General features: G+C 63.4%; 18 protein-coding genes. 12 read left to right on the forward strand and 6 right to left on the reverse strand.

Annotated elements, in window-relative coordinates; translation table 11 throughout:
- Positions 1–313: 313 nt before the first annotated feature.
- The 5 genes from GGD62_RS34590 to GGD62_RS34610 form a co-directional block, all read right to left on the reverse strand.
- The gene (locus GGD62_RS34590) at positions 314–1,135 is read right to left on the reverse strand and encodes an outer membrane beta-barrel protein (protein ID WP_018318090.1); all 822 of its coding nucleotides are present in this window, start codon (positions 1,133–1,135) and stop codon (positions 314–316) included.
- A 145-nt stretch (positions 1,136–1,280) separates the two neighbouring features.
- Entirely contained in the window at positions 1,281–2,543 is a 1,263-nt protein-coding gene (arcA, locus tag GGD62_RS34595; protein ID WP_179735924.1) for an arginine deiminase, read from the reverse strand.
- Positions 2,544–2,569: 26 nt separating this feature from the next.
- Positions 2,570–4,003, reverse strand: coding sequence for a basic amino acid/polyamine antiporter (locus GGD62_RS34600; protein ID WP_183712793.1), 1,434 nt, complete (start codon positions 4,001–4,003; stop codon positions 2,570–2,572).
- Positions 4,004–4,146: 143 nt separating this feature from the next.
- Positions 4,147–7,212, reverse strand: a complete 3,066-nt coding sequence (locus GGD62_RS34605; RefSeq protein ID WP_183712796.1) for an efflux RND transporter permease subunit — start codon at positions 7,210–7,212, stop codon at positions 4,147–4,149.
- Positions 7,209–8,315, reverse strand: a complete 1,107-nt coding sequence (locus GGD62_RS34610) for an efflux RND transporter periplasmic adaptor subunit (protein WP_246800386.1) — start codon at positions 8,313–8,315, stop codon at positions 7,209–7,211. Before GGD62_RS34610 ends, GGD62_RS34605 begins: the two co-directional genes overlap by 4 nt.
- A 273-nt stretch (positions 8,316–8,588) precedes the next feature.
- On the opposite strand from GGD62_RS34610, the gene GGD62_RS34615 reads away from it, so the two are divergent.
- Both GGD62_RS34615 and GGD62_RS34620 read left to right on the forward strand, forming a co-directional pair.
- The gene (locus tag GGD62_RS34615) at positions 8,589–8,789 is read left to right on the forward strand and encodes a DUF3551 domain-containing protein (RefSeq protein WP_183712799.1); all 201 of its coding nucleotides are present in this window, start codon (positions 8,589–8,591) and stop codon (positions 8,787–8,789) included.
- Positions 8,790–8,999: 210 nt separating this feature from the next.
- Positions 9,000–9,503, forward strand: a complete 504-nt coding sequence (locus GGD62_RS34620; RefSeq protein ID WP_183712802.1) for a DUF1269 domain-containing protein — start codon at positions 9,000–9,002, stop codon at positions 9,501–9,503.
- Positions 9,504–9,523: 20 nt separating this feature from the next.
- Here the strand turns inward: GGD62_RS34620 and GGD62_RS34625 are convergent, their stop codons facing one another.
- Positions 9,524–10,234 carry a Bax inhibitor-1/YccA family protein gene (locus tag GGD62_RS34625; protein ID WP_018318097.1) on the reverse strand — a complete coding sequence of 237 codons (711 nt, stop codon included), beginning with the start codon at positions 10,232–10,234 and terminating at the stop codon, positions 9,524–9,526.
- 241 nt (positions 10,235–10,475) lie between these two features.
- On the opposite strand from GGD62_RS34625, the gene GGD62_RS34630 reads away from it, so the two are divergent.
- The 10 genes from GGD62_RS34630 (at position 10,476) to GGD62_RS34675 (ending at position 20,512) form a co-directional block, all read left to right on the forward strand.
- Positions 10,476–10,679, forward strand: a complete 204-nt coding sequence (locus GGD62_RS34630; RefSeq protein ID WP_018318098.1) for a DUF6894 family protein — start codon at positions 10,476–10,478, stop codon at positions 10,677–10,679.
- Positions 10,680–10,810: 131 nt separating this feature from the next.
- A complete protein-coding gene (locus GGD62_RS34635) occupies positions 10,811–12,250 on the forward strand; it encodes a basic amino acid/polyamine antiporter (protein ID WP_183712804.1) in 1,440 nt (479 codons plus the stop codon).
- Positions 12,251–12,281: 31 nt separating this feature from the next.
- A complete protein-coding gene (locus GGD62_RS34640; RefSeq protein ID WP_183712807.1) occupies positions 12,282–12,524 on the forward strand; it encodes a hypothetical protein in 243 nt (80 codons plus the stop codon).
- A 48-nt stretch (positions 12,525–12,572) separates the two neighbouring features.
- A complete protein-coding gene (locus tag GGD62_RS34645; RefSeq protein ID WP_183712810.1) occupies positions 12,573–13,685 on the forward strand; it encodes an AI-2E family transporter in 1,113 nt (370 codons plus the stop codon).
- Positions 13,682–14,269 carry a hypothetical protein gene (locus GGD62_RS34650; protein WP_183712812.1) on the forward strand — a complete coding sequence of 196 codons (588 nt, stop codon included), beginning with the start codon at positions 13,682–13,684 and terminating at the stop codon, positions 14,267–14,269. The genes GGD62_RS34645 and GGD62_RS34650 overlap by 4 nt, the downstream gene beginning before the upstream one ends.
- Positions 14,270–14,755, forward strand: a complete 486-nt coding sequence (locus GGD62_RS34655; protein ID WP_183712815.1) for a DUF992 domain-containing protein — start codon at positions 14,270–14,272, stop codon at positions 14,753–14,755.
- 172 nt (positions 14,756–14,927) lie between these two features.
- Entirely contained in the window at positions 14,928–15,485 is a 558-nt protein-coding gene (locus GGD62_RS34660) for an HdeD family acid-resistance protein (protein ID WP_018318104.1), read from the forward strand.
- A gap of 332 nt (positions 15,486–15,817) precedes the next feature.
- Complete coding sequence (locus GGD62_RS34665) at positions 15,818–16,063, forward strand: hypothetical protein (RefSeq protein ID WP_183712818.1); 246 nt, start codon at positions 15,818–15,820, stop codon at positions 16,061–16,063.
- Positions 16,064–16,127: 64 nt separating this feature from the next.
- Entirely contained in the window at positions 16,128–17,363 is a 1,236-nt protein-coding gene (locus GGD62_RS34670; RefSeq protein ID WP_183712822.1) for an efflux RND transporter periplasmic adaptor subunit, read from the forward strand.
- Positions 17,360–20,512 (forward strand): efflux RND transporter permease subunit, encoded by a 3,153-nt coding sequence (locus GGD62_RS34675; RefSeq protein ID WP_183712825.1) that lies wholly within the window; start codon positions 17,360–17,362, stop codon positions 20,510–20,512. Before GGD62_RS34670 ends, GGD62_RS34675 begins: the two co-directional genes overlap by 4 nt.
- Positions 20,513–20,584: the final 72 nt, after the last annotated feature.

A 20,584-nucleotide genomic window follows, 5' to 3' on the forward strand; every position in this document is an offset into this window, starting at 1 on the left:
TCCCGCGCCGATAGGCGGCCATGCCTACCAACGTACCGATGACGCTAGCGGCTGCCTCCACCATTTGCGCCGGACTTCCTCCTGCGTTCCGTCCTTGCTTTCGGAGCCGTTGGAGGCGGTGCAATCTGCAGAGGATGCGATGGCGGCGTCAGACGGTTTGTCGCGGCATCGTCCCGAAGCGCATCGGTATCAAGACGCTGGCTTCGATCGACGGCGTCACGCGGATCGGCAGCGGCAACGGATGCCGCCGCGATGCCCACAACAATGCCGATCAACAGCGACAAGCTTCTTGCGTGCATTGATCGGATACCTCTCAGAATGCGAAGTCCAGACGAGGGCCGATGCGAACGTCCCGATATCGCCGTAGCGGCACGTTCGACGTTCGCGCCTCGTACAGCACGGTCGTCGTGAGCGACACATTGCTCGCAAAATTATACTTCAGACCGACGTCCGCCGAATAGAGCTGATCGCGCCGCCCGCTATTGAGTCCATCGGTGAACCAGTAAGCTTCGAACAACGGCGTGCTCACAATCGACCATTTGGAATCGAGCTTGACCTCGATACCGAGCACGGCGTCAAAGCGCCAGCGGCGCGCCTCCGCCAGGTCGGAAAATCGATAGGTCAGGAGCAGCAATGGCGAAAACGTCGCGTTGTTGAAGTGGAAGTCGCGCGCAACCGAGCCCATCACATCGTTCGAGGTGAAGGCGAGGTCGCGGTAGATTCCGTCAAAATCGTAGCGATGCTCGTAAATGGCGGAGAAACGCCAGCCGTCCCAATTTTGGGTCAGGCGCCCGCCCATCCGCGCGACGGCAAAGTTGCCGTCCTTCTCCCGCGAAAACGCTTCATATTGCGCGCGTGCATAGAGGCGGTACGACAGGTCATTGCTGAGGTTCCCGTCCAGCCGGACGCTCACGTCGGGCACGTAGTAAACGTCCGACTTGCGGTTGTCGCGGGTAAACAGGGCGTTGTCGGTGAAGGTGGGCGCGATGGAACCGACGACGCTCCAGGATGGTACTGAGGTGTACGGGACAGGAGCCGCGATCGTCTTGAACTCGGTGACATCAAGGTCGGCTGCACCTGCCGTGCTCGCGCCGAGCAGACCAAAGATCGGCAGAAGAATTCTGGATCTTCGCATGGCGTCCCTCGATGGCTGTCGCGTGCATCGGGATTCGCGTCAGGCTGCGACACGATTGTGGCGTGTTAATGTTCTCGGACTAAATCATGGGTTGATCAGATCGATCATCGTTTCGTAACAGGCCGCATTGACCGCTGATGCGGGCCTAATAGTCGACCGCGTCCCTGGTGATCGGACAGGTCATGCAATGACCGCCGCCGCGACCACGTCCGAGTTCCGCACCCACGATGGTGACGACCTCGATGCCTTCCTTGCGCAGCAGCGTGTTGGTGTAGGTGTTGCGGTCATAGGCGAACACGACGCCAGGGGATGCGCAGACGAGATTGGCACCGCTATCCCACTGGGTGCGCTCGCGCATATAGGCATTTCCGCCCGTCTCCACCACGCGCAGCTTCTTCAGCCCAAGCGCCTCTGCGACGACCTCGACGAAGGGCTTTTCGTCCTTGCGCAGCTCGATGCCTGCGGAGTTGTCGGCCGGACGGTAGGAAAATGCCGCGATATTGTTGACGATGTCCGGATAAAGCAGCACGCAATCGCGATCGGCGAATGTGAAGACCGTATCCAGGTGCATCGCCGCTCGAAGCTTGGGCATGGCAGCCACGATCACGCGCTCGGCCGCCTTCTTCTTGAACAGGGCGGCAGCGAGCTGGCTGATGGCCTGCCGCGAAGTACGCTCGCTCAATCCGATCAACACGTTGCCTTTTCCGATCGGCATCACGTCGCCGCCCTCGAGCGTCGCAAGGCCGTGATCCTGTGTCGGATCGCCCCACCAGACATTGACCTTGCCGGCGAAATCCGGATGGAACTTATAGATCGCGGCGGCGAGGATAGGCTCTTCGTGGCGCGCCGGCCAGAACAGCGAATTCAGCGTAACGCCCCCGTAGATCCAGCAGGTCGTATCGCGCGTGTACAGGGTGTTGGGAAGGGGCGGCAGAAGATACTCGGTCATGCCGGCCGCTTCCCGGATGAGCCTGAGCGTCTCGCCGCCGCGGGCTTCTGGAAAGTCCTGGGTCGACAATCCGCCGATCAGCGTCTCCGCCAACTCGCGCGGCTTGAGGCTTTCCAGATAGGCGCGCAGCTCGTCGATCAGGCCGAGGCCAACCTGATTGGGGATCACCTGGTTGTCGAGGATCCACGTCCTCGCCTCCGGAATCGCGACCGTGTCGGCGAGGAGATTGTGCATCTCGACGACTTCGATTCCGCGGTCGCGCATCTTCTGCACGAAATCGAAATGATCGCGCTTGGCGTTGTCGACCCATAGGACGTCGTCAAAGAGCAAGGTGTCGCAGTTCGTCGGCGTCAGACGTTGATGGGCCCGCCCCGGCGAACAGACCAGCACCTTGCGCAGCTGGCCGACTTCCGAATGAACACCGAAGGGAATCCCTGCATCCGATGTCTGCTTTGTCATGAGGCCTATCTCCGGAACTGTTCCGCTCAGATCGTGATGTAGCCGGTGGCCAGGCCATGAACGCCGACGACCGCGCCGATCGCAACGACAATGAAGATGATCCACTCGACGAAGGTGAAGACTCTCGCCTTCTGCTCGAGGCGCGCCCACAAATACAGTGCCGTGCCGGGCGCGTAGAGGATGGCCGACAGCAGCAGATATTTCATTCCGGCCGCATAGATCAGGAAGAGCGTGTAGATCAGCGCAATGCAGGTAAAGATCAGCCCGCTTCGACGCGCGTCCGGGCGCTTCTCATAGGTCTCGCCTCGCTTGACCAGCAAGAGCCCGTAGGCGGCGACCAGGAAAAACGGAATCAAATTCATGACGCTCGTCAGATTGAGCATCAGCGAGAAGGCGTCCCGCGACCAGTAGGTGCTGATGACGAAGAGCTGGACGACGATGTTGGTCAGCCACAGCGCCGCAGCCGGGACCTTGTTCTCGTTCTCGGTGCCGAACAGGGCCGGCATATCCCTGGTGCGGCCCGCGGCCGAAAGAACTTCGGTGCAGATCAAGCTCCAGGCGAGATAAGCCCCGAGCACCGAAACCAGAAGTCCGATGCTGACGAAGACCGCGCCCCAATGCCCGACCACGGCCTCCAGCACCGCCGCCATGGACGGCTGTCGCATCTCGGCGATGTCGGCGCGCGGCAGCACGGCGTAGGGCAGCATGGTGACGAGCACCATCAGGCTGGTCACCATCACAAAGCCGATGATCGTCGCCGCGCCGACATGGGATCGTTCCTTGGCATAGCGGGAATAGACGCTGGCCCCCTCGATCCCGAGGAACACGAACACCGTGACCAGCATGGTCGCGCGGATCTGCTCGAAAAGCCCCTTGTCCGGCATGCCCTCGCCGCCCCAGAAATTGTCGCTGAACTGGTCGGCCTTGAAGGCGAAGATCAGGATGACGATAAAGACCAGGATCGGCACGATCTTGGCGATCGTCACGATGGTGTTGATCGCGGCGGCCTGTTGCACGCCACGCAGGATCATGAAATGGAAGAGCCAGATCCCGATCGAGGCGACGATGATGGCGGTGACGGTATTGCCGTCACCGAACACGGGAAAGAACGCGCCCAAGGTCGACTTGATCAAGACCCAATACGACACGTTGCCAATGCAACTTCCCATCCAGTAGCCAAGCGCCGAGAGGAAGCCGGGATAATCGCCGAAACCTGCTTTCGCATAGGCGTAGACACCGGCGTCGAGTTCAGGCTTTCGCTCCGCCAACGACTGAAACACGCGCGCCAGCGTGTACATCCCACCGCCGGCGATGCACCAGGCGAAGATGGCGCCGAATGGACCGGTTGCGATGCCGAAAGTGCGCGGCAGTGAGAAGATGCCGGAACCGACCATGGAGCCGACCACCATGGCCGTCAGAGCAAACAGCGAAAGCTTCTGGATCGACGGCGTCGCGCTCATGTGAAGGCCTCGGACCGCGAACGATGGTCGGCGCAGTGGCCGCGTCGCTCGCTGCGAGCCGGACGATGCGCCCTGGTACGCGCATGGCCAATCAGGTGATTACCTAGTCGAGGTTCGGGATTACCCTCACCGCCCACACGCCCTCAGGCCGCGAACGAAGAACCGGAAGCTTCGGCCGGCTCCTTTCCGCCGAACCGGGCCACATACAGTGTCGGTAGGAAGACCAGGGTCAGACCTGTCGCAACCAGCAGGCCGCCCATGATCGCAAAGGCCATCGGCCCCCAGAACACCGTCGGAGCAATCGGGATCATGCCGAGAACGGTGGACACGGCCGTCAGCATGATTGGACGAAAGCGGGAACTGCTAGCATCCACCGCGGCCTGCCAGGGTCCCTTCCCCAGTGAACGCTCCGCCTCGATCTGGCCGATCAGGATGACCGCGTTCTTGCTGATCATGCCGAGCAGCGCAAGCACACCGAGAATGGCGACGAAGCCCAAGGGCCGACCCGACAACAGCAGCGCTGCGACGACGCCGATCAGACCGAGCGGCGCAACACTGACGACCATCAACAATCGCGGAAAGCTCTGCAACTGGGCCATCAGGACCGTGAACATGACGAACAGCATCACGGGCACCACCGCCATGACGGACGCCTGAGAATTCCGGCTTTCCTCCACCGTGCCACCGACCACGACGCGGTATGAAGCCGGCAGCGCCGCCTTCAGCTTTGCCATGGCCGCGGCCTGCCTGTTGACGACCGTCTCCGGCAGCACACGGTCGGCAATGGCCGCCCGAACCGTGAGCGTGGGCACGCGATCTCGTCGCCAGATCAGCGGAAACTCCTGATCATACTCGAACGATGCAAACTGGCTCAGTGGAACGGTCCGGCCACCCGCGATCGGCATCTGCAACGTGCGCAAGCTCGCCAGCGAGACGCGCTGTTCATCGGTTGCGCGGACCACCACATCGACCAGGTAGATATCGTCCCGCACCTGCGTGACCGGCGTGCCAGATATCACGGTGTTCAGAACGGTGGAAATCGTCTGCGAACTGAGGCCGAGAAGTCGGGCCTCGTCCTGGTTGACGCGTATCCGCACTTGGCGATCGGGCTCCATCCAGTCGAAATTCACGCTCTTGGCGGCCGGATCGGCCCCGACGATCCGTGCGACCTCGAGCGCGATGTCACGCACCCGCTCGACGTCGGGGCCGCTGACGCGATACTGCAGCGGCCATCCGACCGGCGGGCCAAGGCCGAGCGGAGATACCGACGAGATCGCGTTCGGAAACTCATCGGCGAGGAATCGCTCCAGCTTGCCATGCAGCCGCTCACGCGCCCCGATGTCTCTGGCGACGACGACCGCCTGCGTGAAGAAGTCGTTCGGCAATTCGACGCTGAGCGGCAGATAGAACCGGATCGCACCGCGCCCGACATAGGTGCTCCAATGCGCGACATCGGGATCGCCCGTCAGCATCTTGTCCAGACGCTTTGCCGCGGTTTCGCTGGCAAAAATCGACGAGTTCTGCGGCAGGCTGAGATCGACCAGCAGTTCCGGCCGATCGGAGGACGGAAAGAACTGTTGCGGAATGAGCGGCAGCGCGAGTACGGAGGCGACGAACAGCGCGGCCGTCCCACCGAGCGTCAGCCATTTGGCGCGGATCGCCGATATCAGCAAGCGTCGATACAGCCGGAATACCCGTCCGGGCGCCACAGCGCCCTTCTGCTTGGGCGGGACAAGGATGGCAACGCCGAGCAGCGGCGCGAAAATCACCGCGACGAACCAGGACGCCAACAGCGCGATCGCGACCACTGCGAACAGCGAGAACGTGTATTCGCTCGCGGCGCTGGCGGCAAAGCCGACCGGAATGAAGCCCGCGATCGTCACGAGCGTCCCCGCAAGCATGGCCAGCGCGTGGGTCCGAAAGGCGTAGCTGGCGGCCTCGACCTTGCTGTCGCCCAACGCCAGGCGAATGAGCGTGGCATCCGTCGTCGTCATGGCGTCATCGACCAGCAGGGCAAGCGCAATGATCAGGGCCCCGAGCGATATCCGCTGCATGTCGATCTGAAGCACCGCCATGACCGGAAACACGACCGCGAGCGTGAGCGGGATCGCCAGCGCGATGATCAGGCCCGGACGAACCCCGAGGCTGATGAAGCTCACGGCCAGAATGATGGCGATCGCCTGCAACAACGAGGTCATGAACTCGCCGACCGCCTTACCCACGACGACGGCCTGGTCGGCCACCAGGCTGGGCTCGATCCCGATCGGCAGATCAGCGGTGATCCGCGCCATCGCCGCCTTGACGTTCCTGCCGAGCGCGAGGATGTCGCCGCCGTCGCGCATGGCGATGGCAAGCCCAATCGCCGGGCGGCCATTGATCCGGAACAGTGGCTGGGGTGGATCGGCATAGCCCCGCCGCACTCTCGCAAGGTCGCTCAGGCGCAGCATGCGACCGCCGGCGGCGAAGTTGATATCGGCGATGTCCTGCTCGGACAGGAAGCTGCCCGACACCTGCAGCGATATCCGCTCGGTGCCGGTCTGAATCGTTCCAGCCGGCATCACGATATTCTGCGCCCGCAACGCCGCGATCAGAGCCGTGCGATCAACACCCAGATTTGCAAGCTCCTGCTTGGAGAACTCGACGAAGATCACTTCCTCCCGTGCGCCCAGCAGCTCGATCTTCGCGACATCCGGCACAGCCAGGAGCTGCGAACGGATCGCCTCGACCCGGTCACGCAGCTCGCGTTGCGCGAAGCCATCGCTGGTAAAGCCATAGACGATGCCAAAGGTGTCGCCGAAATCGTCGTCGAAGAACGGACCGAGGACACCGGCAGGCAGCGTATGGCGAATGTCGCCGATCGTCTTCCGCACGTGGTACCAGGTATCGGAGACATCCCGCGCATTGGTGCTTCCCTTGAGGTTCACGAAGATGGTCGTGAGGCCTGGCCGGGTGAAGCTGCGCAGGAAATCCAGATGCGGGGTCTCCTGCAATTGGCGCTCGAGGCGCTCCGTCAGCTGCTTCATCGTCTCGTCGGCCGTCGCCCCTGGCCAGACGGCATGAACGACCATGGTCCGGATCGTGAAGGCGGGATCCTCGTTCCGGCCCAGCCGGAAATATGACAGGACGCCGGCGGCCACCGCTATCAGCATGAGGTAGACGACCAGCGAGCGTCGCCCCAGTGCCCATTCCGAAAGGTTGAATCCACTCATCGCCCCGACCCGAGCACGCGCACCTTCTGGCCTGGATGAAGTGCCTGAACGCCTGCGGTCACGACGATCTCGCCGCTATCAAGCCCTTGCGCGACGATCACCTGCGCCTGGTCGAACCGCAGCACGTCGACGTTCCGCACTGAGACCGTATTGGCCGAGGGATCGAAGACCCAGACGGCCGGCTGTTGATTCATCCTCGTCAGCGCGGTTGCGGGAATGCCGATCATCGGGCCGGAGCTCGCCTCGGCGCGCCCGACCACGGTCGCCCCGAGCCGCATCGCAGCCGGCGGATCGGTAAGGCCCACCTTGACCTCGAAGGTCCGCGTGACCGGGTTGGCCTGGGCGGCGACCTGCCGGACGCGCCCTTGCGCCGTCACTGCCGGATCGTCCGTGAGCGCGACCGTTACCTGCAGATTGGCAGGCGCCGCTCTCACCAGTTGGGCGGGCACATCGAAGACCGCATCGCGACCGTCCTGGCGGGCGATCTTCGCAATCGTCTGCCCGGCCTGAACGACCTCGCCGGCGGCGGGGCCGGTTTCGGTGACCTTGCCCGGCGCATCGGCGCGCAGCTCGGTAAAGCCAACTTGATCGTGGGCGGCGCTCAACTGGGCTTCGGCCATATCGAGCTGCGATTGGGCGGTCTGCAGCGCCTGCGTCGCGGCTTCGAAGTTGGCGCGGGTGGTCCAACCCTGCGCCAGCAACGTCTGCTGACGCTCGAAATGGTTGCGGGCCTGAGTGAGCTGGCCTTGCGCAGCAGCAAGTGCCGCGTGCGCCTGGCGTAGCGCGTTCGCTTCGTTCTGCGATTCCAGTTGCGCCAGAAGCTGGCCGGCCTGGACGCGATCACCAAGCCGGGTGTTGTTCGAAAGCAGCCGCCCGCCGATTCGAAATGCGATGCTTACCTCGTCCTCCGCCTCGATACGCCCCGTAAACGTGAACGGCGTTAACTGCTCGCGCTTCTCGACCGTGGTCGTGCGAACCGGACGTGGCGCCGGGGACGTATCCTCCACCGGGTCCCGTTCACAGGCGGCAACCAGCAGCGTGGTGACCGCTGCGACAAGCGCGATGTTCAGCGGCCGCATCGGCATGACATGATCATCGGTCAACTGCTCCGCTGACGATCTTGTCGATAGATCATCTCCCTTCCATCGGTAAATCTACTGAGCGATCACAGATGCAATCGTGGTCCGGAGAACCTTCCGGCAGCAGTCAGAAGATTCCCAGGGCAACGTCAGGCAATCACCCGATACCGGAAACGCAGCAAGCGGTACATTAAGGCTGCACCTGCTCCCGCCGCGGCGCGTTCGCCAAAGCAGCAGGTGGCAAGGGAACCGGCCGCTCAGGCTCCGAATGATTCACAAGACGACAGGAGGATCGACATGAGAAAGCTGGCTTTGCTGTCCGCGGCCATCTTCATTTCGCTCAGCGCGATGGGTTCGACGACGCCCGTACAGGCGCAGGATCTGGCATGGTGCTCGAAGATCAAGGGAATGCTCAACTGCATGTATGAGACCCGCTCCCAATGCCGCGCATCGGTGAGCGGGCGGCAGGGCACCTGCGTGCAAAATCGCCGCCGCTGACGGCAGCGCTCAGTCCGATATCGGCCGGGCGGCGTAAATGACGAGCTGTTGGTTGTCGTACGCCACCCGGATTCGGCATGAACGCCAAATGTGCCTGCCCCATCGGGACATTCCTCCGCCAACGTCCGGGGTTTCCTCCAATCGCGGCGGGTCTCCTTGCACGGTAGCATCGACTGCTCCGGTTCGCATTTGGATCAACGGGAGGTGTCAATGTCCGATCTTGTCGCGATCGTGTATCCGTCGGAAGCAAAGGCAGAAGAAGTGCGCCAACAGCTATTCAAGCTGCAGAAGGAATATCTGATCACAATCAGCGACGCCGTGATTGCCGTTAAGACGGACGCGGGCGGCATCAAGCTCAATCAACTCGTCAATACCACTGCCATGGGCGCAATGACGGGAAGCTTCTGGGGCCTTCTCATCGGCGTCCTGTTCCTGAACCCGATCCTCGGAGTCGCGGTGGGCGCCGCGTCCGGCGCGCTCGGCGGCGCGCTCTCGGATTTCGGCATCGACGACGCCTTCATGAAGAGCCTGTCGACCAGCCTCCAGCCCGGCAACGCGGCCCTGTTCGTCCTGATCAAGCACATGACGGCGGACAAGGTAATCAACGAGATCAAGGGCGCCGGCGGCGTTGTGCTCAAGACGTCCCTCGACGAGACCAAGGAAAAGCTCCTCCGCGATGCGCTGACGAGTGCGGTGGAGCGGCCGGCGGCCTGAAGCCGCCGTTCCTCCCTGTCTCAGCGCCGGCCGCCCGCAAGCCGCAGCAGCATCATGAAGAGGTTGATGAAATTCAGATAGAGCGACAGCGCCGCGATGACCGACTTGCGACCCGCAGCGGTATGGTCATCCGCGCTGTCGTACATCGCCTTGATCCGCTGCGTGTCGTAGGCCGTAAGCCCGGCAAATACGCCGACGCCAACGATCGAGATCAGCCAGTCGAGCGCGCTCGAGGACAGAAAGATGTTGATCAGGCTTGCGATGATGACGCCGATCAACCCCATGAACAGGAACGTGCCTAACCCGGAGAGATCGCGTCGCGTCGTATACCCGAACGCACTGAGCGCTCCGAAACTCGCGGCGGCGATGAAGAAGACCCGGGCAATCGACGAGTCCGTGTAGATGTGGAACAGCGTCGAGAGCGATACGCCGACCAAGGCTGCGTAGAGGAAGAACAGCAGCCGTGCCGTCGACACGGACAGCGTGTTGATGCGCGAGCCGATGAAGAACACCAGCCCCAACGGCGCCAGAATGAAGACCCACATCAATGGACTCTGCAGCAGTGCCGGGCCTGTGACCTGATAGGCCAGCCAGGCCACAACGGCGGTCAAGCCGACGCCCGCGGCCATGTGAGCGTAGATGCGGAGCATGTATTCATGCAGGCCGGCGTCCACCGCAAACGCACTGCCAGTCGTCTCTGCCGCAGTCAGGTCTTGATCGAAATTTGACACATCCGCCTCCTCAGGACTTTGCCGAGGGAGGCGACACTAATCCTCGGGCTTCCGGAGCGGCATCGGACAATCACCCGAATGCCGCCCGTGGAAATTACCCTTCTCTGTCGCAACTGCGGGCATCGCAGCGATGCCGCACATGACCGATGCGAGAGCGTGGAACGACGTCTAAGCCTTTTGGCCTACGCTCCTTACAGCTTTGTCACTTGGAAGCCGGGCGGGTCGCGATCTAACCCATGCCATGCGCTTCTTCTTTCACATCGCCGACAAATACGGCCTCTTTCCCGACGGGATCGGGCAGGACTGCCGAGATCAGGATGCAGCCATCCTGCACGCCAGGCGCCTCGCCGCCGAGCTCGCCAAGGCCGGTGAATTCTGCCGCGGCGGCGTCGTGCTTGTGGCCAGCCCGCCGCAGACGGCTTGCGGAGCCCCGGGCGGCGGCTGATTTTTCTGCCCTCACCTCCTACAGAGAATCCCTGATGTGCGCATGCGGCAGACACTTCTAAGGTCGTCCGTGGGGGGCGGTCGGCAGATGTGACCACCGCCGCGCTCCGGATTGGGAGAACATTCTCCGTCATGGCGTCTTCGTCGAACGAGGCCGATCAAGACCTTTCCCGCAACGCGTTGATTGCGCTTGTGATCGGATCGATGGTGGGATCCGGTATCTTCGCCCTGCCGGCTGCATTCGGACGCGCCACCGGCGCCTTCGGTGCGATCATCGCATGGATCATCGCAGGGACGGGCATGCTTATGCTGGCGCTCGTTTTCCAGTCGCTGTCGCAGCGCAAACCGGAACTGGATGCCGGCATTTATGCCTACGCCAAGGCCGGATTCGGCGACTACATCGGATTCGCCTCGGCAGCCGGCTACTGGATCGGCTGCTGTCTTGCCGACGTCGCCTGTCTCATTCTGATCAAGGCCACACTCGGGCAGTTCTTTCCGATCTTTGGCGACGGCACGACACTGACGGCCATTGCATCGGCGACAATGCTTTTATGGAGTGTGCACTTTCTTGTCCTGCGGGGCATCAGGGGCGCGGCCAGGCTCAACACGATTGCAACCTTCGCAAAGATCGTTCCGATACTCCTGTTCATCGTCGTGGCCGCGTTCGTTCTCGATCGCGACCTGTTGGTGCAGAATTTCTGGGGAACGGAGCCGCCGAGCCTCGGACAGGTGCTGAGCCAGGTACGCTCTACGATGCTGCTTACCGTATTCGTCTTCGTCGGCGTCGAAGGCGCGAGCGTCTATTCGCGCTACGCCAGGAATCGCGCCGACATCGGCATTGCGACGGTGGTGGGCTTTCTGAGCGTTCTCTGCCTGCTCGTCCTGGTGACGCTGCTCTCCTACGGAGTGTTGCCGCGGAACGAGCTGGCGGATCTTTCGACGCCATCGATGGCAGGCGTGATGGAATCAATGGTCGGGCGCTGGGGCAACGTGTTCATCAGCGTGGCGCTGTTGATCTCGATCCTCGGCAACTATCTGTCCTGGTCGCTGCTCGCCGCGGAGATCCTGCATTCGGCGGCGATACACCACACGATGCCGTCCTTTCTCGCGCGTGAGAATGCGAACAAGGTTCCTGTCGGTGCGCTCTGGCTGACCAACTGCGTGATCCAGGCGTTTCTGCTCGTCAGCTGGTTCGCCGAATATGCCTTCACGCTCGCACTCAAGATGACGAGTGCGATGACGCTGATCCCGTACGTCCTCGTCGCGGCCTATGGCCTCAAGCTCGCATCGACCGGCGAGACCTATTGCGCCGGCGAGCGCGCCCGCACGACCGATTGGATCCGCGCCGCCGTTGCGACGCTCTACGCCGCCGCGATGATCTACGCCGGCGGCCCGAAGTTTCTCCTGCTGTCCTCGATCCTCTACGCGCCCGGAACCTTGCTGTTCCTGATGGCCAAACGCGAGCGCAAGGAAAGCACCTTCACGAGAACCGAAGCCATCCTGTTTGCAGCGGTCGCAATCGCCGCGGGCGGCGGCGTCTATGGGCTCGCCGTCGGTGCCATTTCGATCTGACCCGGCGTCTTTGAATTGTAGGGAGGCGAACATGAACATGACGATCACGCGTTGCAGCTTGCTCCTCGCCGGGTTGCTGGCCGTCACGGCGCTACCCACCGTCACGCTCGCGCAATCGAAGGACAACAGCGCGGCGATGACAAAGGAGACCGGCACCGCCGCATCCAAAAAGCAGGCGCCTCCGAACACCAACACCAATCCGACAAAGCACCGGTACTGGCGTCATCGCGGCGGCAGACACCCGCACTATGGCAGCCGCCGCCTTCGCACCTGAGACATCGTAGTGGCCCCTCCAATGGATCAACCTGACAGCGATTCCCGGATGCGCTCCCTAAACTACCGAGAACTCCCTCGCGACGAGACCGCTGTCGACGGGACCGGAGAGGCCGGACGGCCAAGTCTGCTGGCCGTCGGTCTCACCCTGCTCGCCGCCGGCATCGCTTTGTTCCTGATCTGGCAAACGGTCTCCAGCCTTCTGATTGTCTTCGCCGGGGTGCTGTTCGCCGCCTTTCTGGACGCCTTGGCGCGAACCTTGGCGCCGGTCCTTCCACTCAAACGAGCCTGGCGGTTGACGCTCGTTGTCCTGCTTCTGTCCGCGCTCTCCTGCTTTGGCCTCGCCTGGGGCGCGCGCAAGCTGCCGGAACAGACGCGTCTGCTTCTGAAAGTGATGGATGCGCAGGTCGACCTGCTCCAGGAGCACCTGCTGTCGTATGGCGTCGACCTGCTCGGCCCGGAATGGGGCCGCGACTTCGCACAATGGCTATTCGCCGATCAGGGCCGGTTCTTCAGCCACGCTCAATTTCTGCTCGGCGGAGCATCGAGCGTTCTGACCGCCGTGCTGGTGATCCTGTTCCTCGGCATTCTCTTCGCTTTCGATCCCACCGGCCACCGCGAAAGCGTGATCGCGCTGGTCAGGCATTCCCATCGCGCCCGTGCGCGCGCCGTGATGGACGAGATGGGCAACGTCATGCGGCTGTGGTTCGTGGGACAATTGATCCGCATCATGCTGATGACGTTGTGCGTGTGGCTCGCGCTCTATCTTATCGGGCTGCCCGGTCCCTTCGTGCTTGGACTTCAGGCCGGTCTGTCCAACTTCATTCCCTATCTCGGGCCGATCGTTGCCGCGATCCCGATCGCGCTCGTCGCGATGCCGCTCGGCGCATCGCCCCTGATCTGGGCGGTCGCCGTGTACACCATCATCCAGTCGATCGAAGGCTACGTGATCGGCCCACTGATCCAGCGCCAGGCAGTCGAGACCCCGCCGGCGTGGACACTGGTTGCGATCGTCCTTCTCGGCGCTCAGTTCGGCGTCATGGGCGTCGCGGTCGCGATGCCGCTGGTTGCGATCGGTCGGGTTGCGATCGTCAGGTTCTATGTCGAGGACTATCTGGGCGGCGATCCCAAGCCGCCATTAATTGCGAGCGAGCAGCCATGAGCGAATTCGAAGCGCAGCCGAGTGATGCCCCTGCGCGTTCGACGACGGCGCGTTTCCTGTGGCAGCAACTCCCCTACGTCGTCGCGCTGCTGCTCGCCATCGTCGGCGTTGCCTATACCAACGTCTCGCACCAGCCGTTGACCGGCTATTGGGAATTCCTGGCGCTCGCCATCGGCGTCGTCTGCGTCGTCACCAAGTGGCCGGAGATCGAGGGCAAGGAGGGCCAGATCCGGCTGATCTGGACGCAGGCTCTGCACTGGATCGCGGTCCTGATCACGATGAACATCATGCTGATCTCCGGCGTGCAGCAACTGCTTCCGACCCCTGCAACGGGACTCGTCCTGCTGACGTTGCTCGCGCTCGGCACGTTCCTTGCGGGCCTGAGCCTGCTGTCGTTGCAGATCGCCTTCCTTGGCCTTGCGATGGGCGCCGCCGTTCCGGCGATTTCCTGGCTGAAGCAATCCATCTTCTTCTTCCTGCTCGGGGCGGTGCTGCTGATTGGCCTCGCCATCTCGTTCTGGTGGCGTCAGGACGGCGGCCCCTCGCAGAGCGCCAGGGACATCACGAACCACCGGGAGGATTGAATGCGAACGTTGCGATATCTTGCCGCCATCGGCGCATCACTCGTTCTTTGCGCCGTCACCTCGCCCGCGCAAGCCGAGAGATTCAGGGTGGGCAGGCTCCTGTGCTTCTCGGAGCCACGCATCGGACTGGTGCTTGGATCGACGCAGGCGCTGCGTTGCGTGTTCAACGCGCTGCGCCCGCCCCGGCAGTACGTCTACGAGGGGCGGATACGGCGCGTCGGCGTTGATATCGGCGTGACCAGCGCCGGCGCGCTATCGTGGGCCGTCCTCGCCAGGAACTCGCGGATAGGCCCCGGCACGTTGCGCGGCAGTTACGTCGGCGCGAGCGGCAATCTTGCATTCGGTCCCGGCCTCGGCGCCAACGTCCTGGTCGGCGGCTCGCGCAGGAGCGTGATGCTGCAGCCGATCTCGGTCGAACGCTCGATCGGGCTCAATCTCGCGGCTGGCGTAACTCAGCTGACACTGGGACCGCGAGGCGGGCTCTGATCCCGTCGTCTCGGTCCCGCGGTTCGGTCCGCTCCTGATGCCGGTTCGCGCAGGGAGAGGATGAGAACATTCCCGCCCCGCTGTTCAGGGTTTCGTCCGATGTCGGCGTCGGGTGTTCGAAGCTAGGATCCGATGCATGCTCGTTCGGGCCGTAGCCGCCCAGGAGGATCGCATGACAGTGTATGACAGTCGCGGAAGTCTCGATGCCGTGGTTGCTCCGCCGCTGTGGGTTTGTGCGCTCCTCGGCGTCGTCCTGATCGCCGCCGGCCTGTTCGCGCTCGGCGACCTTGCCTTCGCCACCGTCGTCAGTGTCAAGCTCATCGGGCTCACCGCGATCGCCGCCGGCGCATTCGAGATTGCCCACGCCTTCTGGACCAAGGGGTGGGGCGGGTTCCTTTGGCAAGTCGTGCTCGGCGCACTCTACCTCGCCTTCGGTGTCGTGCTGCTCACCCAGCCGGTCTCGGGCGCGCTTATCCTGACCTATTTCCTCGGCGCGGTGCTGTTCGCTTCGGGTGTCATTCGATGCGTGCTGAGCTTTGCCTATTGGCGGCAGAACGGATGGATGATGCTGATCTCGGGCGTCTTCGCGGTGATCGCCGGCGTGCTGGTCCTGTTCGGCTTCCCCACCATCAGCGCTTGGGCTCTCGGCTTCCTGTTGGGCGTCGACCTGATTGCCCATGGCCTGGCATGGCTGCTCTATGCGCTGCAATCGGTGCGAACGACCGGATAACAGAGGAGAGAACAACCATGGATGCTCCCAGTCGCCGCGTCTTCCTCAGCCTTGCGATGAACACCATTGCCGCCGCCGCGATCGGAACGTCCGGTGCTCAGTTCATCGGTGTTGCGGACGCAATGCCGGCCGATCCCGGTCTCTCTCGGGCCGGCCGGGCACCGGGGGATCGCGCCATCCCGGTGCAATGGGGACCTCCGCCGCGGCCCGGCTGGGGCCCTTCTCATCCTGGCTGGGGCCCGCGACCGCGCCGGCGCCGCCGCTGGGTTTGCTGGTGGCATCGTGGGCGCCGTCATTGCGGATGGCGCTGGTAGTCCGAAGAGGATGAGGAAATGGTACGCAACAAGAACCAATGGATCCTCGTCGCCGTGCTTGCAGTGCTTTTCCTCGGCGCGAGCTGGTTCTGCCTGTCAGTCTGGACGGCGACACCCTCGATGCCGCGTTACGGAAACATCGTGCTGGCGGCGGCCGCCATCCTTGTTCTGGTGCTCGGCTGCGGCCTGATCGCGCTGATGTTCTATAGCCATCGCAAGGGCTACGACGAGCCGGCGCGCAGCAACCGAACCGCGCGGGACTAGCTCAGCTGGTCGAATCGCGGAGGCCTGACGCCGGCAGTTCCGAGCCTGGTGCAGGGAGCGGACGATGAACCTTGCTGACGTCCGGCTCGGACTGCTGGCGGCGAGCCTCTTGACACTAGCCGGCGAACCCGCGCGGCCGCAGCCGGCCCCGCCCGCGCCCGCCGTCGGCGTTGTCGAAGCGGCGCGGCGGCCGATCACCGAGAGCAGTGAGTTTCTCGGCCGGATCGAGGCCATCAACCAGGTCAACATTGCCGCTCGCGTCACCGCTTTTCTGGAGCGGCGGCTGTTCACCGAGGGCGCCGAAATCAGGAAAGGCGAGCAGCTCTATAAGCTCGAACGCGGCCCGTTCGAGGCCGATGTCGCCGCCAAGCAGGCGCAGGTGGCACAGCTCGAAGCGACGCTTGAGAATGCCAGATTGACCACCGAGCGCGCCCGCACCCTGCTTGGCGGACCGGCCGGGCAGCAATCGACCTACGATGCCGCGCTCGCGAGCCAGCGCAGCCTCGAGGCCCAGGTCAAGGCTGGGCAGGCGCAGGTCCAGGCCTCACAAATCAACCTCGACTACACCATCATCAGCGCGCCGATCGACGGCAAGATCGGGCGCACGGCCGTGACGGAAGGCAACATCGTCAGTCCGAGTTCGGGCGTGCTGACCACGATCGTCAGCCAGGATCCAATGTATGTCACGTTCCCGGTGCCGCTGCGCCAGGGGCTCGAGCTGCGCGAACGCTACGGCCCCCAAGGCGGCCTCGAGGCGGTGACGATCCGGTTGCGGCTGCCCGACGGGCGCATGTATGGGCAATCCGGCAAGCTGAATTTCGTCGACAACACCATCGCCCAGAACACCGACACGATCACGGTGCGCGGAGAGATCGCCAACCCGATCCTGCGCGCTCCCTCGGCCGCTGGCGTCACCGTCCACGAGCTCACCAACGGCGAATTCGTCACCGTCGTCCTCGAAGGAGTCCAGCCTGTCGAGGTGCTGGCGATTCCGCGCTCGGCGGTGCTGTCCGACCAGCGCGGCGACTACGTTCTTGTCGTCGGGGCAAACGATAAGGCAGAGCAGCGGCGCATTCAGCTCGGGCAATCGACTCCCACGATCGCCGCCGTCATCAGCGGATTGACGGCCGGTGACAAGGTGATCGCGGAAGGGCTGCAGCGGGTTCGCGCCGGCCAAACCGTCTCTCCAGAGCCGGCAAGTCCGCTGATCTTGTCGAGCATGAAAGACTCAACTGGCGAGGCGACTCCGCAAGGCGGGCGCGCCCCGCCGCCCCGAACCGGCAAGGGCGGCAGCCAATGATATCGAGCGTCTTCGTCGACCGACCACGTCTTTCGATGGTGATCGCCTTTGTCATCACCATCGCCGGCGCGCTGGCGCTCACGCAGATCCCGGTGGCGCAGTTTCCCGATATCGTGCCGCCGCAGGTCACCGTCGCCGCGAATTTTCCCGGCGCCTCCGCCGAGGTCGTGGAGAGCAGCGTCGCACAGCCGTTGGAGGCGCAGGTGGTCGGCGTCGACCGCGCGCTCTATATGAAATCGACCAGCGGCAACGACGGCAGCTATACGCTGACAGTTTCGTTCGCGCTCGGCACCAATCCCGACATCAACACGGTCAACGTCAATAATCGCGTCCAGAGCGCATTGTCGCAATTGCCCACGGAAGTGCAACAGCAGGGCGTGACCGTCCAGAAACGATCCTCTTCGATCCTGCAGTTCCTGGTGCTCTACAGTGCAGATGGCCAGCAGGACCCGCTCTTCATCACCAATTACGCCATCATCAACGTGCTGGACGCGATTGCGAGCACGCCGGGTGTCGGCCAGGCCAATCTGTTCGCCAGGATGAATTATTCGATGCGGATCTGGTTCGATACGCAGCGCCTCACAAGCCTCAACCTGACCCCCTCGGACGTGGTCGCCGCCATTCGCGCACAGAGCGTCCAGGCTCCCGTCGGCCGCATTGGCGCGCGGCCGATCAGCGACGATCAGCAGTTCCAGTTCAACGTGCAGACAATGGGCCGCCTCGCCACTGTCGATCAATTCGCCAACATCGTGCTGCGCGCCGAGCCGGACGGATCCTCACTGCTGGTCAAGGAGGTCGCCCGCGTCGAGTTGGGCGCGCAAAATCTCGACAGCGAAGCCCGGATCGACGGGCGAGCTGCAGTTCCGATTGCGATCTACCTCGCCCCCGGCGCCAACGCGGTGACCACCGCGCGTGCGGTCGCGGACACGATGCAGCGGCTGTCCGGCCGGTTTCCGGCAGGGCTCGGTTATCTCGTGCAATACGACTCCACCACGTTCGTACGCGACACGATCACGGAGGTGCTGTGGACGTTGGGCGAGGCCTTCGTCCTGGTTGTGATCGTGGTCTATCTGTTCCTCGGAAACATGCGTGCCACCGCGATTCCGGCCGTCGCGGTCCCGGTAAGCCTCGTGGGCACCTTCGCCGTCCTGCTCGCGCTCGGTTATTCCGCCAACACCGTATCCCTGCTCGCAATGGTGCTCGCGATCGGCATCGTGGTCGACGACGCCATCGTCGTGGTCGAGAATGTCGAACGTGTCATGGCGGAGGAGCCTGCCCTGTCTCCGGCCGAGGCCAGCAAGAAAGCCATGAGCCAGATCACCGCGCCGATCGTCGCGATCACGCTGGTACTGCTCTCGGTGTTCGTGCCTATCGCTTTCATTCCCGGTATCTCGGGCACGCTGTTCCGCCAATTCGCGGTGACGATCAGCGCCGCCATGATGATCTCGGCATTGAATGCCCTGACGCTGTCGCCAGCCCTTTGTGCGCTGCTGCTGCGTCATACAGGACAGCGCCGCGGCATCATCGGCCGCATGCTTACCGGCATCGACTGGGTGCGCGATCGCTACGGCGGCGCGGTCCGCCGGCTGGTGCGCATGGCAGCCTTGTCGCTCCTGCTGGTGGCAGCCTTTGCCGCAGGAATCTTCGGCCTGTCGCTGGTGACCCCGACGGGCTTCCTGCCCGAGGAGGACCAGGGTGCCTTCTTCACCTCGGTTCAGTTGCCGGACGGCGCATCGGTCGAGCGGACCAGCGAGACCACCCGGCAGATCGAGGACATCTTGAAAAAGATGCCGGCCGTCGACCACGTCCTCGCGGTGATCGGCTTTTCCCTGCTCGACGGAGCCTCCGAGCCGAACAGCGCACTCGTGGTGGCGCGACTGAAGCCGTTCGCCGACCGCAAGACGGCAACGGATTCCGCCCAGGCGTTGATCGCCAAGACCTTCGCCGCCGGCGCGCAGATCCGGCAAGCCAATGTGCTACCGTTCAACCTGCCGCCGATCATCGGACTCTCCACCGGCGGTGGCTTCGAATATCAATTGCAGGCCCTGGAAGGTCAGGCCCCGGCCGCGATCTCCAGCGTCACGAACGCATTGATCGGCGCAGCCAATGCCGATCCTCGGCTCGCGCGCGTGTTCTCGACATTCACGGCAACCAATCCATCGCTCTATCTCGATATTGACCGCCGCAAGGCCCAGGCGCTGGGCGTCACCATCAACGACATCTTCACTGCCCTCCAGGCCACGCTTGGCGGCATCTACGTCAACAACTTCAACCTGTTCGGTCGCACCTGGCAGGTCAATCTGCAAGGTGAAGCGTTCGATCGCGCCGATACGTCCGATGTCTGGCGCATCCATGTGCGTAACAGCTCGGGCGAGATGGTGCCGTTACGATCCCTCGCCGGCCTCAAGATCGTGACCGGGCCACAGGTCATCACCCGCTACAACAACTATCGTTCGGTGACCGTCAACGGCAGCCCGGCATCGGGCATCTCTTCCGGGACCGCGATCGCCGCCATGGCGCAGATCTCGGAGGATGTTCTGCCGCCGGGGTACGGTTTCGCGTGGACTGGCACCGCCTACCAGGAACAGCAGGCGGCCGGCCAGACCGGCATCGTGCTTATGCTCGCCGTCCTCTTCGCTTATCTGTTCCTGGTCGCGCTGTATGAAAGCACCGTGATTCCGATCCCCGTGCTGCTCTCGGTCGTCGTCGGCGTGCTCGGATCCTATCTCGGCATCAAGATCGCCGGGCTCAATCTCGACCTCTACGGTCAAATCGGCCTCGTCGTCCTGATCGCGCTTGCCGCCAAGAACGGCATCCTGATCGTCGAGTTCGCCAAGGAGCAACGCGAGGCCGGCGTGCCGCTCAACGAGGCCGCGATCCAGGGCGCACATATGCGCTTTCGCGCCGTCATGATGACCTCGGCGGCCTTCATCCTGGGCCTCTTGCCGCTCGTGATCGCGACCGGCGCTGCCGCCCTCAGCCGGCGTGCGGTCGGCACGGCGGTCTTCGCCGGCATGCTGGCCGCAAGCTCGATCGGAATATTCATCGTGCCGATGCTCTACGTGGTTTTCCAGCGCCTGCGTGAGCGGGCGAAGGTGGCCTTCAAGTCAAGGCATCAGCCGAATTCGCTCGACCGCAATGCAATCTAGACAGGCTTTGGGGTGCCTTGCATCCCGCAACGCTGCGTCGTTCAGCGAAGAAGGCCCCAAGGGGCTGATGAC

Origin of the sequence: Bradyrhizobium sp. ERR14 (genome assembly GCF_014198235.1) — a bacterium.
Lineage (GTDB): Bacteria > Pseudomonadota > Alphaproteobacteria > Rhizobiales > Xanthobacteraceae > Bradyrhizobium.

What these genes read in the sequence shown, in the direction of transcription:
- GGD62_RS34590 (WP_018318090.1), bottom strand. Translation starts at nt 1,135, where the DNA reads ATGCGAAGATCCAGAATTCTTCTGCCGATCTTTGGTCTGCTCGGCGCG.
- arcA (WP_179735924.1), bottom strand. Translation starts at nt 2,543, where the DNA reads ATGACAAAGCAGACATCGGATGCAGGGATTCCCTTCGGTGTTCATTCG.
- GGD62_RS34600 (WP_183712793.1), bottom strand. Translation starts at nt 4,003, where the DNA reads ATGAGCGCGACGCCGTCGATCCAGAAGCTTTCGCTGTTTGCTCTGACG.
- GGD62_RS34605 (WP_183712796.1), bottom strand. Translation starts at nt 7,212, where the DNA reads ATGAGTGGATTCAACCTTTCGGAATGGGCACTGGGGCGACGCTCGCTG.
- GGD62_RS34615 (WP_183712799.1), top strand. Translation starts at nt 8,589, where the DNA reads ATGAGAAAGCTGGCTTTGCTGTCCGCGGCCATCTTCATTTCGCTCAGC.
- GGD62_RS34620 (WP_183712802.1), top strand. Translation starts at nt 9,000, where the DNA reads ATGTCCGATCTTGTCGCGATCGTGTATCCGTCGGAAGCAAAGGCAGAA.
- GGD62_RS34630 (WP_018318098.1), top strand. Translation starts at nt 10,476, where the DNA reads ATGCGCTTCTTCTTTCACATCGCCGACAAATACGGCCTCTTTCCCGAC.
- GGD62_RS34635 (WP_183712804.1), top strand. Translation starts at nt 10,811, where the DNA reads ATGGCGTCTTCGTCGAACGAGGCCGATCAAGACCTTTCCCGCAACGCG.
- GGD62_RS34640 (WP_183712807.1), top strand. Translation starts at nt 12,282, where the DNA reads ATGAACATGACGATCACGCGTTGCAGCTTGCTCCTCGCCGGGTTGCTG.
- GGD62_RS34645 (WP_183712810.1), top strand. Translation starts at nt 12,573, where the DNA reads ATGCGCTCCCTAAACTACCGAGAACTCCCTCGCGACGAGACCGCTGTC.
- GGD62_RS34650 (WP_183712812.1), top strand. Translation starts at nt 13,682, where the DNA reads ATGAGCGAATTCGAAGCGCAGCCGAGTGATGCCCCTGCGCGTTCGACG.
- GGD62_RS34655 (WP_183712815.1), top strand. Translation starts at nt 14,270, where the DNA reads ATGCGAACGTTGCGATATCTTGCCGCCATCGGCGCATCACTCGTTCTT.
- GGD62_RS34660 (WP_018318104.1), top strand. Translation starts at nt 14,928, where the DNA reads ATGACAGTGTATGACAGTCGCGGAAGTCTCGATGCCGTGGTTGCTCCG.
- GGD62_RS34665 (WP_183712818.1), top strand. Translation starts at nt 15,818, where the DNA reads ATGGTACGCAACAAGAACCAATGGATCCTCGTCGCCGTGCTTGCAGTG.
- GGD62_RS34670 (WP_183712822.1), top strand. Translation starts at nt 16,128, where the DNA reads ATGAACCTTGCTGACGTCCGGCTCGGACTGCTGGCGGCGAGCCTCTTG.
- GGD62_RS34675 (WP_183712825.1), top strand. Translation starts at nt 17,360, where the DNA reads ATGATATCGAGCGTCTTCGTCGACCGACCACGTCTTTCGATGGTGATC.